At 65.8% G+C, this 14819-nt stretch carries 15 protein-coding genes and 1 tRNA gene; 8 read left to right on the forward strand and 8 right to left on the reverse strand.

From position 1 onward, the window contains the following. Positions 1-152 precede the first annotated feature (152 nt). Positions 153-226: transfer RNA gene (locus tag F6Q13_RS12110), tRNA-Gly, on the reverse strand. 75 nt (positions 227-301) lie between these two features. On the opposite strand from F6Q13_RS12110, the gene dcd reads away from it, so the two are divergent. The 5 genes from dcd (at position 302) to rfbA (ending at position 4413) form a co-directional block, all read left to right on the forward strand. Next, positions 302-862 carry a dCTP deaminase gene (gene dcd / locus F6Q13_RS12115; RefSeq protein ID WP_293056652.1) on the forward strand — a complete coding sequence of 187 codons (561 nt, stop codon included), beginning with the start codon at positions 302-304 and terminating at the stop codon, positions 860-862. A 172-nt stretch (positions 863-1034) separates the two neighbouring features. After that, positions 1035-2360: a UDP-glucose/GDP-mannose dehydrogenase family protein gene (locus tag F6Q13_RS12120; protein ID WP_293056654.1), complete on the forward strand. Its 1326-nt coding sequence runs from the start codon at positions 1035-1037 to the stop codon at positions 2358-2360. A 4-nt stretch (positions 2361-2364) separates the two neighbouring features. Further along, complete coding sequence (locus F6Q13_RS12125) at positions 2365-3120, forward strand: maleylpyruvate isomerase family mycothiol-dependent enzyme (protein ID WP_293056656.1); 756 nt, start codon at positions 2365-2367, stop codon at positions 3118-3120. 28 nt (positions 3121-3148) lie between these two features. Then, a complete protein-coding gene (locus F6Q13_RS12130) occupies positions 3149-3523 on the forward strand; it encodes a nuclear transport factor 2 family protein (protein ID WP_293056658.1) in 375 nt (124 codons plus the stop codon). A gap of 23 nt (positions 3524-3546) precedes the next feature. Next, positions 3547-4413, forward strand: coding sequence for a glucose-1-phosphate thymidylyltransferase RfbA (gene rfbA, locus F6Q13_RS12135; RefSeq protein ID WP_293056660.1), 867 nt, complete (start codon positions 3547-3549; stop codon positions 4411-4413). 16 nt (positions 4414-4429) lie between these two features. Here the strand turns inward: rfbA and F6Q13_RS12140 are convergent, their stop codons facing one another. The 7 genes from F6Q13_RS12140 to F6Q13_RS12170 form a co-directional block, all read right to left on the reverse strand. Further along, positions 4430-5722, reverse strand: coding sequence for a pyridoxal phosphate-dependent aminotransferase (locus tag F6Q13_RS12140; protein WP_293056662.1), 1293 nt, complete (start codon positions 5720-5722; stop codon positions 4430-4432). A gap of 21 nt (positions 5723-5743) precedes the next feature. Beyond that, positions 5744-8398, reverse strand: coding sequence for a (Fe-S)-binding protein (locus F6Q13_RS12145; protein WP_293056664.1), 2655 nt, complete (start codon positions 8396-8398; stop codon positions 5744-5746). A gap of 157 nt (positions 8399-8555) precedes the next feature. Next, positions 8556-8990, reverse strand: a complete 435-nt coding sequence (locus F6Q13_RS12150; RefSeq protein WP_293056667.1) for a hypothetical protein — start codon at positions 8988-8990, stop codon at positions 8556-8558. 43 nt (positions 8991-9033) lie between these two features. Further along, a complete protein-coding gene (locus tag F6Q13_RS12155; protein WP_293056669.1) occupies positions 9034-9618 on the reverse strand; it encodes an oligopeptide transporter substrate-binding protein in 585 nt (194 codons plus the stop codon). A 74-nt stretch (positions 9619-9692) separates the two neighbouring features. After that, positions 9693-10226: a hypothetical protein gene (locus F6Q13_RS12160; protein WP_293056671.1), complete on the reverse strand. Its 534-nt coding sequence runs from the start codon at positions 10224-10226 to the stop codon at positions 9693-9695. 30 nt (positions 10227-10256) lie between these two features. Next, on the reverse strand, positions 10257-11186 hold the full coding sequence (locus tag F6Q13_RS12165; protein WP_293056673.1) for an LLM class F420-dependent oxidoreductase: 930 nt from the start codon (positions 11184-11186) through the stop codon (positions 10257-10259). Positions 11187-11215: 29 nt separating this feature from the next. Further along, positions 11216-11764, reverse strand: coding sequence for a hypothetical protein (locus F6Q13_RS12170; protein ID WP_293056675.1), 549 nt, complete (start codon positions 11762-11764; stop codon positions 11216-11218). A gap of 202 nt (positions 11765-11966) precedes the next feature. Here F6Q13_RS12170 and F6Q13_RS12175 point away from each other — a divergent pair, with 202 nt between their 5' ends. From F6Q13_RS12175 to F6Q13_RS12185, 3 genes are all read left to right on the forward strand, one after another. Beyond that, a complete protein-coding gene (locus tag F6Q13_RS12175; protein ID WP_293056682.1) occupies positions 11967-12575 on the forward strand; it encodes a TetR/AcrR family transcriptional regulator in 609 nt (202 codons plus the stop codon). Between the two features lie 208 nt (positions 12576-12783). Then, complete coding sequence (locus F6Q13_RS12180; protein ID WP_293056678.1) at positions 12784-13188, forward strand: MmpS family transport accessory protein; 405 nt, start codon at positions 12784-12786, stop codon at positions 13186-13188. Then, positions 13185-14819: MMPL family transporter (locus F6Q13_RS12185; protein ID WP_293056680.1), on the forward strand; the 1635-nt coding region annotated here is incomplete at its 3' end. The genes F6Q13_RS12180 and F6Q13_RS12185, both read left to right, overlap by 4 nt.

A 14819-nucleotide genomic window follows, 5' to 3' on the forward strand; every position in this document is an offset into this window, starting at 1 on the left:
GTGGCTGAACTTCGTGGGAATCACCGACATCGTTGAAATCCGATGGCAGCCGACGGTTCTTACCAACAATCGGGAAGCGGAGAAAATAGCGGCGCTGCACCGTGCCGAACATGCCGGGCGACAGTTCTGAACGCAGCAATCCCCGCTCAGGATGGAGCCGATGACGGGAATCGAACCCGCGTTCTCAGCTTGGGAAGCTGATGTTCTGCCATTGAACTACATCGGCAGGGCTGCAAGCGAAGGTTAACATCCGACGCCGCCGTGATGTGGTGGTGGTTCCCGCAAAGGATACGCTCGTCGCGTGCTGCTCTCCGATCGCGATCTCCGCGCCGAAATCGCCGCCGGCCGGCTCGGCATCGACCCGTTCGACGACGCGCTGGTCCAGCCCTCCAGCGTGGACGTCCGGCTGGACAGTTTGTTTCGGGTCTTCAACAACACCCGCTACACCCACATCGACCCGGCCCAGCAGCAAGACGAGCTGACCAGCCTGGTGGAGCCGCTCAGCGGAGAACCCTTCGTGTTGCACCCCGGCGAGTTCGTGCTCGGCTCCACGCTGGAGCTGTGCACGCTGCCCGACGATCTGGCCGGCCGGCTGGAGGGTAAGTCGTCGCTGGGCCGGTTGGGCCTGCTGACCCACTCGACCGCGGGCTTTATCGACCCGGGCTTCACCGGTCACATCACGCTGGAGCTCTCCAACGTCGCCAATCTGCCGATCACGCTGTGGCCCGGCATGAAGATCGGCCAGCTGTGCATCTTCCGGTTGACCAGCCCGGCCGAGCATCCCTACGGCAGTGCGCGGGCCGGGTCGAAGTACCAGGGCCAGCGTGGACCCACCCCGTCACGCTCCTACCAGAACTTCTAGGCCCACCGCTGAGGGGTGGCCGGTCGAATCCGGTGTCCGCGGTGACAGAGGTCACGGCCGCGATCCGGACATTCCCCGCCCGGCGGTCGGCAGCAGAACTGTCATCTGACGTTCGCCTGATGGACAGTGTCGCGCCACGATCAGCTCGCCGCAAACACCTACACACGGTGTCATGCGCTGCACCGTCTTCGGCACCGGCTATCTGGGTGCGACCCACGCCGCCGGGATGGCCGAACTCGGGCACGAAGTCGTCGGAGTCGACATCGACCCGGGCAAGGTGGCCAAATTAGCCGGCGGCGACGTTCCGTTTTACGAGCCCGGTCTGCGGAAGATGTTGACCGACAATATCGCTGCAGGCCGCCTGCGGTTCACCACCGACTACGAGATGGCGGCCGAATTCGCCGACGTGCATTTCCTGGGAGTGGGCACCCCGCAAAAAAGCGGCGAATACGGCGCCGATCTGCGCCATGTGCACGCTGTCATCGACTCGCTGGTGCCGTGTCTGACCCGGCCGGCGGTGATCATCGGCAAATCCACGGTGCCGGTGGGGACCGCCGCCGAGCTGGTCCGGCGGGCCCGTGGCATCGCGCCGCCCGGAATCGACGTGGAGGTGGCATGGAACCCGGAGTTTCTGCGCGAAGGCTTCGCGGTGCACGACACCCTACGGCCCGACCGCATCGTGGTTGGTGTGCAGCCCGATTCCACCCGTTCGGAGGCGGTTGTCCGCGAGCTCTACCGACCCTTGCTGGAAGCCGGTGTGCCGTTTCTGGTGACGGATCTGCAGACCGCCGAATTGGTGAAAGTCGCTGCCAACGCCTTTCTGGCAACGAAGATCTCGTTCATCAACGCCATCGCCGAGGTGTGCGAGGCGGCGGGTGCCGACGTCACTCTTCTGGCGGACGCGCTGGGGCACGACCCGCGCATCGGACGTCGATTCCTCAACGCCGGACTGGGTTTCGGTGGCGGTTGTCTGCCTAAAGATATCCGCGCGTTCATGGCCCGGGCCGGGGAGCTGGGAGCCGATCAGGCGCTGACTTTTCTGCGCGAAGTCGACAACATCAATATGCGCCGTCGCACCCGGATGGTCGAACTGGCCGCTACCGCGTGCGGCGGCTCGCTGCTGGGCGCCACCATCGCAGTGCTCGGCGCGGCCTTCAAACCCGACTCCGACGACGTACGCGACTCACCGGCTCTCAACGTCGCCGGGCAGCTGCAGCTCAACGGCGCCACGGTCAGCGTTTATGACCCCAAGGCCCTGGAGAACGCGCAGAAATTGTTCCCCACGTTGAGCTACGCGGTATCGGTCGCCGAAGCCTGCGAGCGCGCCGACGCGGTGCTGGTGCTCACCGAATGGCCCGAGTTCGTCGAGCTCGACCCGGATGACCTCGCCACACAGGTGCGGGCGCGAGTGATCGTCGACGGCCGCAACTGCCTCGACGTCGGGCGTTGGCAACGCGCCGGCTGGCGGGTATACGGCCTGGGTCGGCGGGTAGCCTAGCTGCGTGGACTTTGCCGCAGCCTTAGTCGACCAAAACCGTGCGTTCGGGGAGGTGATCCGCGGCGGCGACCCGTCGACGCCGGTGCCGACCTGTCCGGACTGGACACTGGCACAACTGTTTCGCCATGTGGGCCGCGGCGATCGCTGGGCAGCCCAGATCATCACCGACCGGGTCGAGCACTTCCTCGACCCGCGCAGCGTCGCGGGCGGCAAGCCGCCGCCGGAGCCCGACGACGCCATCGGGTGGCTGCACGACGGCGCGCAGCTGTTGATCGACGCGGTCGAGCAGGCCGGCCTGCAGACCCCGGTGTGGACGTTCCTCGGAACGCGGCCGGCGTACTGGTGGGTACGGCGTCGGCTGCACGAGGTGACCGTGCACCGCGCCGACGCCGCGATGGCGCTGGGGATCGACTACACCCTGGCAGCCGAGTTGGCCGCCGATGCGATCAGTGAGTCGCTGGAACGGGTTGCCGCGCAGGCCGGGCGCGACGGCGCACCGCTGCCGCTCGACGACGGCAGCACCGTGCATCTGCAGGCGACCGATCCCGGGCTGGGGATCGGCGGTGAGTGGATGATCCGCGCCGACGCGGGCCGGATCACCTGGTCACACGACCACGGTGCGGCGACGGTGGCGCTGCGCGGCCCCGCCACCGACCTGCTGTTGGCCGTGCTGCGCCGAGTCCCGGTAACCGACGCCGACATCGCCATCTCCGGCGATGCCCCGGTGTGGCAGCATTGGCTCGACCGCACACCGTTCTGACCGGGACGCACTCGGTAGTTTGCAGATCATGACCACATCGGAGATCGCCACAGTTCTGGCATGGCATGACGCGCTCAACGCGTCGGACATCGCGACGTTGGTCGCTCTGTCCAGCGACGACATCGAAATCGGTGACTCCCACGGCGCCGCCCAGGGCCACGACGCCTTGCGCAAGTGGGCCGCCGCCACCACGAAGACCGTCGACCCGGGCCGGATGTACGTTCACGACGGCGTCGTCGTCGTCGAACAAAAGATCAGCAGTCCCGACAATCCCGATGCCGGCACTACGGCCGCGTCGGCGTTTCGGGTCGTCCACGACCAGGTGACGTCGGTGTTCCGTCATGAGAACCTGGCCGCAGCACTCGCGGCGACCGAACTCACCGAGGCCGACCTGGTCGACTGAGACCGCGGAGTGAGGAGCAAGGCATGCGTGGAATCATCCTGGCCGGCGGCTCGGGCACCCGCCTGTATCCGATCACCATGGGAACCAGCAAGCAGTTGCTGCCGGTATACGACAAACCGATGATCTATTATCCGTTGTCCACGCTGATGATGGCGGGCATCCGCGACATTCAGGTGATCACCACCGGCCACGACGCGCCGTCGTTTCAGCGGCTGCTCGGCGACGGATCAGCGTTCGGTATCAACATCGGTTACGCCGTCCAGGAGCGCCCCGAAGGTCTGGCCCAGGCATTCGTGCTCGGGGCCAAGCACATCGGTACTGACTCGGTAGCTCTAGCTCTGGGGGACAACATTTTTCATGGTCCCGGCCTGGGCACTGACTTGACTCGCTTCCAATCAGTCAGCGGCGGCGCCATTTTCGCCTACTGGGTGGCAAATCCGTCGGCATACGGGGTGGTCGAATTCAGCCCCGACGGTGTGGCGCTGTCGTTGGAGGAAAAACCGGCCACCCCCAAGTCGCAGTACGCGGTTCCGGGGCTGTATTTCTACGACAACGACGTCGTCGAGATCGCTCGCGGGCTGCAGAAGTCGGCGCGCGGCGAGTACGAGATCACCGACATCAACCGCGTCTATCTCAATCAGGGGCGGCTGACTGTCGAGGTGCTGGCCCGCGGCACCGCATGGCTGGACACCGGAACGTTCGATTCGCTGCTGGACGCCAGCGACTATGTCCGAACGCTGGAACGCCGTCAGGGGCTCAAGATCGGCATGCCGGAGGAAGTTGCCTGGCGCATGGGTTTCATCGACGACGACCAGCTGGCCCAGCGCGCCCGCACGTTGCTCAAGTCGGGGTACGGCGACTACCTGCTGCAGCTGCTCGAGCTCAGTTGACCGGCGTCGGCGGCGATCACTGCCGGTAGCTGGACAAGAAGTTCCCCAGCCGCTCGATCGCGTTGGCCAGGTCGCGCGACCACGGTAGAGTCACGATCCGCAGGTGGTCCGGTGCCGGCCAGTTGAACCCGGTTCCCTGGGTGACCAGGATCTTCTCCGACAACAGCAGGTCCAAGACAAGCTGCTCGTCGTCGGTGATGTCGTACACCTCGGGATCCAGTCGCGGGAACGTGTACAACGCGCCGGCGGGTTTGACGCAGGAGATCCCAGGGATTTCGTTGAGTTTGGTCCAGGCCACATCGCGCTGTTCGCGCAGCCGGCCGCCGGGTAGCACCAGGTCCTCGATGCTTTGATGGCCGCCCAGCGCAACCTGGATGGCATGCTGGGCCGGGACATTGGGGCACAACCGCATATTCGCCAGCAGATCAATGCCTTCGATGAAGCTTCTGGCGTGGTCTTTCGGTCCGGTGATCGCCACCCACCCGGCCCGATACCCGGCCACCCGGTACGCCTTCGACAAGCCGTTGAAGGTCAGGCACAACAGATCCGGCGCGACTGAGGCCATGTTGATGTGCTGGGCGTCGTCATAGAGGATCTTGTCGTAGATCTCGTCGGCGAGCAGCAGCAGTTGGTGCTCACGCGCTAAATCGGCGATCTGCTCCAGGACTTCGCGGCTGTAGACGGCACCGGTCGGGTTGTTGGGGTTGATGACCACCAGCGCCTTGGTGCGCTCGGTGATCTTGGCTGCCAAATCGGCGATGTCGGGCTGCCAGCCCTGGGTCTCGTCGCACAGGTAATGCACCGGGGTCCCGCCGGCCAGGGAGGTCGACGCGGTCCACAACGGATAGTCCGGTGCCGGAATCAGCACCTGGTCGCCGTTGTCGAGCAGGGCCTGCAGTGTCAGTGTGATCAGTTCGGAGACCCCGTTGCCCAGATAGACGTCGTCGACGTCGAAGCGCGGGAAGCCGTCGACGAGTTCATAGCGGGTCACCACCGCGCGCCGTGCCGACAGTATCCCCTTGGAGTCCGAATAGCCCTGGGCATACGGCAGCGCCTGGATCATGTCGCGCATGATCACGTCGGGCGCCTCGAAACCGAACGGCGCCGGGTTGCCGATATTGAGCTTGAGGATGCGGTGGCCCTCGGCCTCCAGCCGCGCGGCGTGATCGTGCACCGGGCCGCGGATCTCGTAAAGCACGTCCTGCAGCTTCGACGACTGCGCGAACGTGCGGTGCCGCTGCGGATGTTCGGTAGCGCGCCACGGCAGCTGATGAGTAGTCACGTCAACTATGGTGCCATGGCTGTCCACTCAAAATTCGCTCAAGTCGGCTCAACGCTTGCCCGGTGGCCTCGCACCGCGCGCGATGCCCAGGCCCTTAACCGGCGCGGCCGGTGCGGCCGGTGGCTCATCTTGCGCCGGTTGGGTTTTCGATTCGGTTGGCGGCGCAGCCGGAGGCGGCGTCGTCTTTTTGGCGCCCGGTCGTTTGGCGCCGGCGGCGATGCCCAGGCCCTTAACCGGCGCGGCCGGTGCGGCCGGTGGTTCATCTTGCGCCGGTTGTGTTTTCGATTCGGCTTGCGGCGCCGCCGGGGGCGGCGTCGTCTTTTTGGCGCCCGGTCGTTTGGCGCCGGCGGCGATGCCCAGACCGGTAACAGCTTTGGCGGTCTTCTCCGGAGCGGGAGCCACAGTTTCTGAAACGGTGGCGGTTTCCACGGTCTCCTCGACCGGTGCGGCCGGCGCCGCGGGTGCGGACTTGGCGGCCTGTTGTGCTGCCGTGCCCTTTGCCGGCAACGTGACCTTGCTGCGGTCGATGGACTCCAGCAGCAGATTTGCCACGTCGCGCACATCGACGTCGTCGCGTCCGGCGGCTTCGGCGCGGTCGTTGACACCGTCGGTCACCATCACCCGGCAAAACGGGCAGGCGGTAGCCACCGTGGTGGCGCCAGTGGCCAGCGCCTCGTCGACCCGTTCGTGGTTGATCCGCTTGCCGATGTGCTCTTCCATCCACATCCGTGCTCCGCCGGCACCGCAGCAGAAGCTGCGCTCGGCGTGCCGCGCCATCTCCGTCAGCGTCGCCCCGGAGGCCCCGATCAGCTCGCGGGGCGCCATGTACTCCTTGTTGTGCCGACCCAGATAGCAGGGGTCGTGGTAGGTGATCGACGGGCCGCTCCCGACCGGGGTCACCGGCACCAGTTTCTGGTCTCGCACCAGCCGGTTGAGCAGCTGGGTATGGTGCAAGACCGTGTAGTTGGCGCCGAGTTGCCGGTACTCGCGACCGAGGGTGTTGAAGCAGTGCGGGCAGGTGACGACGATTTTGCGGTCGACGGTCTCCACCCCCTCGAAGACCCCGTCCAGAGTCTCGACGGCCTGCTGGGCCAACTGTTGGAACAGGAATTCATTACCCGCCCGGCGCGCGGAGTCGCCGGTGCAGGATTCCCCGGCTCCCAGCACCAGGTACTTCACTCCGGCAGTGGCCAGCAGCTCGGCGACGGCTTTGGTGGTCTTTTTGGCCCTGTCGTCGTAGGCGCCCGCGCAGCCCACCCAGAACAGGTATTCGTAGCCGTCGAAGCTGTCCACGTCTTGGCCGTAAACAGGGACGTCGAAGTCGACCTCGTCGATCCAGTTGGTGCGGTCGCCGGCGTTTTGGCCCCACGGGTTGCCCTTGGCTTCCAGGTTCTTGAACAGCCCGGAGAGCTCACTGGGGAATTCCGACTCCATCATCACCTGGTAGCGGCGCATATCGACGATGTGATCGACGTGCTCGATGTCCACCGGGCACTGCTCGACGCAGGCGCCGCAGGTCACGCAGGACCACAGCACATCGGGGTCGATGACCCCACCCTGCTCGGCGGTGCCCACCAGCGGTCGGCTGGCCTGCTCGGGCCCGGAGCCGGTCACCCGGCCGAACCCGGATTCGGGAACATGATGGCCTGCGCCGTGGCCGGAGTCGCCAGGTCCGCCGTCGCTGATCTCCCGCTGACCGAGGAGGTAGGGGGCTTTGGCCATCCAGTGGTCACGCAGGTCCATGATGACGAGCTTGGGCGACAGCGGCTTGCCGGTGTTCCAGGCCGGACACTGCGACTGGCAGCGGCCGCATTCGGTGCAGGTGGCGAAGTCGAGCATGCCCTTCCAGGTGAAGTCCTCGATCTTGCCGCGGCCGAATACGGCATCCTCGGGCGGATTGTCGAAGTCGATCTGTTTGCCGTCGTACTCGATCGGCTGCAACGGCCCGAGCGCGTCAGGCAGCCGCTTGAACACGACATTGATCGGTGCCAGGAAGATGTGCAGGTGCTTGGAATGCAGCACGATGATCAAAAACGCCAGCATGACGCCGATGTGCAGCAGCAGGGCCACCGTCTCCAGGATTTCGTTGCCGGTAGGGCCGAGTGGACGCAGGATCGCGGCGAAAAACTGCGAGAGAAACGCCGCTTTGCCGTAGGGCAGTGTGCCGTTGTTGACCGCCGACCCGCGCACCAGCGCGTAGGTCCAGATGACGTTGAAGATCATGAACAGGATCAACCAGGCGCCACCGGTGTGCGAGCCGTAGAACCGCGACGCGCGGCCGAGTTCGCGCGGGTTGCGCACCGTGCGGATGATCGCGAAGGTGACGATGCCGCAGAACACGGCCGTGGCAAAGAAGTCTTGCAGGAAGCCCAGGCCGTCCCAGCGGCCGATGATCGGGATGTGAAAATTTGGCTGGAACAGCAAGCCGTAAGCCTCGATGTAGACGCTGAGCAGGATGAAAAAGCCCCACATCGTGAAGAAGTGGGCCATCCCGGGTATCGACCATTTCAGCAGGCGGCGCTGCCCGAACACCTCGGAGAGCTCGGCCCAGATTCGCCTGCCGACGTGGTCGGCGCGGCCGCTGGCCGGCTGACCGGACGCCACCAGTCTGGCCAGCCAGCTGATTCGGCGAAGGGCAAACAAGCCGACGATCAGCGTAATGCCCAGGCCCACGACGAGTCTGATCAGCATTTGCGTCTGCACGGAGCGCCTCTCCACTTCCGGTTGCCAGCCAGCAACCTGGATAGATGTTGCTATCAGGTACCTTAGTCCTCGGCTGTGCTCAACCTGCTCGGCATCTCATAGTGACACCTGTCCGGCAGCGACGAGAACCGACGCTGCGCGCCCGGGCAGTTCAGGACTAAAGACCGGGAAGCCGGAGCTTGGGCAGATAATCGTCCCACCAGTAGTGGCGAGGAGTCTCAGCCGGCAGCGGGCTGGTTATGGGCGGTGCGAAGGTCGTCCCGGGGGGAACACCCGCTGTGGTGGTCGTGGTCGCTGTGGTGGTCGTGGTCGCTGTGGTGGTCGTGGTCGCCGTGGTGGTCGTGGTCGTGGTGGTCGTGCTCGGTGTCGGGCCCGGGCGGGTCGGCGGGGGGCCGCCTGCGCCCCCGATAGCCAGCACCACCAGGCCGTAGACGATCGCCGCGATCAGGGCCAGCACGGTCAGGCCCCACAGCGTCAGCACCCACGGATTGAGATACCACGGTGTGGGGTCTTCGGTCGGGGGTAGCAACCGGGCGGTGTCGTCGCCGAGTTGTGCTGCCCCCTCGTCGTCGGATGGCCGGTTACCCCCCACAGGGGCCGATCGTATCGGCTAGTGCCGCGAACCTGTCAACATCTCAGAGACCCGGCGGCAACGTGATCACGCTCGGCAACGGCGGCAACGTGATCACCGACGGCAGGGTGAATGCGCCGGGCTGCCCGCTTGTTGTGGTGGTGGTCGTGGTCGTGGGGGGCGTCGTGGTGGTGGTGGTCGTGGGGGGCGTCGTGGTGGTGGTCGTGGTCGTGATCGTGGTCGTGGTCGTGGTCGTGGGGGGCGTCGTTGTTGTCGTTGTCGTCGTCGCCGCGGGCGGCGCGACCGGCGCCGCGCTCGAGGTGAGAGTGGTTGTCGTCGTTGTCGGGCTGATGGTCGTCGTGGTGGACGAGCTGGTCATCGCCGGGCCGCCGGTGTCGCTGCCGAGCAGCGTGACAGCTCCCCAGATGATCAGCGCAATCAGGGTTGCCGTAGCCGCTCCCCAGGCGATCAGCGCAGCGGGCTTGCGATACCAGGGTGTCGATTCGGCATCGGGCTCCGCATCGTCGTGCGGATCGATCTGATCCGCGCCGTAGTCGGCGTACTGCGTCGGTTCGTCGCCACCTGGCCCGTAGTTGGCATATCGCGTCGGTTCGTCGCCGCTGCTGTCCGGGGGTTCGTAGCCGGCCATGGCCGCTGATGCTAGCCGCGAGGTCGGCGAAAGCACCGCTGCCACGCCGGTGGACCGCGCGCCGATCGGCCGACTCAGAGGTGCGGCGGGAGGGTGATCACCGTCGGCAGCGGCGGGATCGTGATCACCGACGGCAGCGGTGGCAGCGGCGGCAGCTTCGGCAGCTCGGGCAGCTCATGGTGCGGTATCGGCCGCCACGGCTGCGGTTCGACGGGAGCGTTGGTGACTGCCGGCGGCGGTGCTTCCGACGGGAGAGCGGGCGGTGCAGCGGTGGTCGTGGAGGTAGGGATGGTGCTCGCCGTTGTCGACGACGTGGTCGCCGAGGTGCGGGGGGTCGTCGACGACGTGGTGGTGGGGACGCTGCCGCCACCACCGGTGAACACTTCGACGAGTCCGTAGATGATCAAGGCGATCAGGATTACGACCAGCGTGGCCCAGGCGGCCAGCAACGAGCGCTGGCGATACCACGGGCTCGGGGGCTGTTCGGGACCCGGCGCTGCGCCCGATTCTGCCGGGGTCGGTAACCCCGGTCGTCGTCCGATCGCGCTGTAATCGGCAATCTGGGTCGGCTGATTGCTCGGGTCGTCGGAGGGACCACTGCGGGCCACGGACCGATCCTACTGGCTTCGGACGCCGGGTCAGAACTGCGGCAGCACCTTCTCGGCGAACAGGGCCAGATGCTCCAAATCAGCCATGTCCAGCAATTGCAAGTACACCCGTGCTACGCCGATCTCGCCGAATGGGCCCAACCGGTCGACGATCTCGTTCGGAGTGCCCGCCAGCGGTGAGCTCGCCCGCAACTCCTCCGGGTCGCGTCCGATGGCCGCAGCGCGGCGGGTGATCTCCTCGTCGTCGCTGCCGGCGCAAGCTACGAAAACGGCTGAATACGTCATTGAGTCCCCGGATCGGCCATTGGCCGCCATGGCGGCGCGGACCCGGTCGAACTGGGTTCGAACGGTCTCCAGTGACGCGAACGGGACGTTGAACTCGTCGGCGAATGTCGCGGCCAGCATCGGTGTCCGCCTGGCACCCAGGCCGCCGATGATGATCGGTGGATGGGGCCGCTGCACCGGTTTGGGCAGCGCGGGCGAATTCTGCAGCGCGTAATTGGCTCCCGCGTAGTCGAACGTTTCACCAACGGGTGTGGTCCACAACCCGGTGATGAGCTCGAGTTGCTCGGTCAGCCGGGCGAATCGCTGACCGGGCGGCGGGAACGGAATCGCGTAGGCCTCGTGCTCACGCTCGTACCAGCCTGTCCCGATTCCGAACTCCACCCGCCCACCGCTCATCTGGTCGACCTGAGCGACCGATATCGCCAACGGCCCGGGGTGGCGGAACGTTGCCGAGGTGACCAGCGTGCCCAGCCGGATCGACGACGTTTCCCGGGCGATGCCGCCCAGCGTCACCCAGGAATCGGTGGGGCCGGGCATTCCGTCCCCGCTTATCGCCACAAAGTGGTCGGATCGGAAAAACGCGGAGAACCCCAGTGATTCGGCGGCCTGCGCGACCGCGAGCTGGTCGGTGTAGCTGGCGCCTTGTTGCGGTTCGACGAAAACCCGAAAGTCCACGATCGACAGCCTAGGCCAAGGGCTTTGGTTCAGAATGTCTCGACGTGTTCGATGCTGACGAACATTCCGTGGCCGGTGCGGTTGTTGGTGAAGCGGGTGCCGCTTTCGCTGGCCGCGATCGTCCAGCCTTCGGCGTCGTAGGTGCGGTAGTCGATCGTGACCGTGGGCATGTCGCCGAGGTTGCCCAGCACCCATTGCACCGCTCCGCCGGCGGTGACGTTGATGCCGTTGGCGTGCTCGCCGTTCTGCATCGGGGAGTCGGTGAACTCCGCCTCGCAGCCGACGTTCTCGGCGTTGATCTGGCAGCGCGTTTGGCCCGACTTGGTCTCGATGAACACGTAGCCGTTTTGGTCGGGCGGCAGCGGAATGGCCCCGGCCGGTGTGGTCGGGCTCGTCGGTGCGGGGTGGGGCAGGTGGGCAACGGGCGGGGGGACAGACGGCCCGGTTTCGGAGTAGGCGGGCTGGCCGGCTCCCGCGCCGGGGGCGGCCACCGGTTTACCGTCCACCGTCGAGCTGCAGCCGGCCACCGTCACCAAGACGGCCAGCAGCCACCCGCCAGTCTGTGTCCTCAGTCGCACTATCCACTCCTGAGTCCCGGCATGTTTCCAGTGTCGAGAGTACGCAGCAAGTGACGCGAGTTGCCGCAGTGACGCACCGTGGATTGCGCGACCCTCGACGGCGGCGTGCGCGCCCGGGTCGGTGACCGACCCACCGGCCACGACGCCGAAACCAGCGGAAGCGGAACAGTACGGTACTGGGCGGTACTGGCCGGACAGTTCTATCGTGGGCGCTGTGCCTCCGGTTGCCGCACGCGTCGCGGATTCCTCACCTTGGTCCCCCCGGGAGACCGAGCTGTTGGCGGTGACGCTGCGGCTGCTGCAGGAACACGGATATGACCGGTTGACGGTGGACGAGGTCGCGGCTACCGCCCGGGCCAGCAAGGCCACCGTCTACCGGCGCTGGCCGTCGAAAGCCGAATTGGTCTTGGCGGCGTTCATCGAGGGTATGCGGCAGGTCGCGGTTCCGCCGGATACCGGCACGCTGCGGGGCGACCTGCTGCGGCTGGGGGAGGGTGTCTGCCAGCAGGCCCACCAGCACACCAGCACCATCCGCGCGGTCATGGTCGAGATGTCGCGCAACCCGGCGCTCAACGACGTCATGCAGCACCAGTTCATCGGGCAGCGCAAAGCCGTGATCTGCCACGTCCTGCGGCAGGCCGTCGAGCGTGGTGAGATCCAAGAAGCCGCCATCAGCGACGACCTCTGGGATCTGCTGCCCGGGTACCTCCTTTTCCGGTTCATCCTCACGGGCCGTCCGCCCACTCCGCAGACCGTGCTGACCCTCGTCGACGACGTCATCCTGCCCAGCCTCACCCGGCCTGTCGGGTAACGCGATGTCCTTCGTTGGCTCGTGCGGTGTGAACGGCGGCGTTTCTTGTATAGTCCAGTCCCGTACCGTACCGCAGCCGGCAATGTACTCCCGCCGCAATTGACATGGCGTCACAGCTGAGTGGTTACTCCACTGGTGATCGAAAGGCCGACGAGTGCAGAGGTCTTCAACAACCGGTTCAATAACCGGCCTGATCAGGCGCTGGTGGATGGTGTGGGTGACCGTTGTCGTGGTGGTCCTCGCCGGAATGGGGGTGTACCGGCTGCACGGCATCTTCGGCTCACACAACGACACCTCGACGCCGACCGGCGTCCTCAACGACAGCGTTCCGTTCAACCCCAAGCATGTGATCTACGAGGTCTTCGGTGACCCCGGCACGGTGGCGACCATCAACTACCAAGACGTCCACGCCGCGCCGCAGCGGATCGACCGGGCACCGCTGCCGTGGCGCTACGAGATCGTCACGACAGACCCCGCGGTCGTCGCCAACCTGACAGCGCAAGGTAACAGCAGCACCCTGGGCTGCCGCATCATCATCAACGACGAGGTCAAGGACGAGAGGACCGTCAACGAAGTGAACGCCTACACCTTCTGCCTCGACAAATCCGGATGAGCAGCCACCAGGCCCCGCGGCACGCCGTGCCGCACGCCATCCGCCGGCTTGCGGTGCCGATCATCCTGTTTTGGCTCGGCGTCACTGTCGTCACCAACGTTGCGGTGCCGAAGTTGGAAGCCGTGGCCAAGGCGCATCAGGTGGGGGTGAGTTCGCCCAGCGCGCCGGCGTATCAGGCGATGAAGCATATCGGCAAGGTCTTTCAGCAGTTCGATTCCGACAGTGCGGCCATGATCGTGCTGGAGGGCGACCACCCCCTCGGTGATGACGCCCACCGGTTCTACGACACCCTGATCCGCCGGCTCGAGGCCGACACGAAGCACGTCGAGCACATCCAGGATTTCTGGGGAGATCCCTTAACGGCCTCGGCGTCCCAGAGCAACGACGGAAAGTCCGCCCTGGTGCAGGTCTATCTGGCGGGTAATCAAGGTGACGCCCGGTCGAGTGAGTCGGTCAACGCGATACGCGACATCGTCGACCGCACCCCGCCGCCACCGGGGGTCAAAGCCTACGTGTCCGGCGCGGCTCCCCTTCTCACCGATCAGTTCGAGGTCGGCAACAAGGGGCTGCTCAAGGTCACGCTCATCACGTTCGTGGTGATCATCGCGATGTTGATGTGGGTCTATCGGTCCGTCGTCACCACGATCTTGCTGCTGATCACCGTCCTGGTGGAACTGGCCGCGGCGCGGGGCGTCGTTGCCGTGCTGGGAAACGCCAATCTGATCGGCCTGTCGACGTTCTCGGTCAATATCCTGACTTTGCTGGCCATCGCTGCCGGCACGGATTACGCGATCTTCGTCATGGGCCGGTATCACGAGGCGCGCGGAGCCGGCGCTGATCGTGAGAAGGCTTTCGATTCGATGTTCGACGGGACCGCTCACGTGATCCTGGGGTCGGGCCTGACCATCGCCGGCGCCGTGTTCTGCCTGAAGTTCGCTCGCCAACCCTACTTTCAGTCCATGGGCGTTCCTGCCGCGGTGGGAATGCTGGTTTCGGTCTTCTCCGCGCTCACCCTGGCCCCTGCCGTCCTCGCGGTGGGCAGTCGGTTCGGTCTGTTCGAACCCAAGGTCACCATGCGCACCCGGGGCTGGCGGCGCCTCGGCACCGCCATCGTTCGTTGGCCGGGGCCCATCCTCGTCGTGACGATCGCGGCCGCGCTGATCGGTCTGCTTGCCCTGCCGGGGTACACCACGAGCTACGACTCCAAGCCGTACTTGCCCGCCGCCACCCCGGCCAAGGTCGGCTATACCGCCGCCGAACGGCATTTCTCGCAGGCCCGGCTGAATCCGGAACTGTTGATGGTCGAGGCGAACCACGACCTGCGCGATCCGGCCGACATGCTGGTCCTGGAGAGGGTGGCCAAAAGCGTGTTCCACACCCCCGGCATCGCCAAGGTGCAGTCGATCACCCGACCGCTGGGCACACCGCTGGACCACAGCTCGATACCTTTCCAGCTCAGCCAGCAGAGCGTCGGCCAGGTCATGAACCTCAAATACCAGCAGGACCGTGCCGCCGACCTCTTGCGGCAGGCCGCTGAGCTGAGGAAAACAATCAATATCTTGCGACAGCAGTATGCTCTGCAGCAGCAGAGCGCTGCCGCTACGCACGAGCAAACGCAGAGTTTTCTCGAC

This window comes from Mycobacterium sp. (genome assembly GCF_008709575.1).
Lineage (GTDB): Bacteria > Actinomycetota > Actinomycetes > Mycobacteriales > Mycobacteriaceae > Mycobacterium.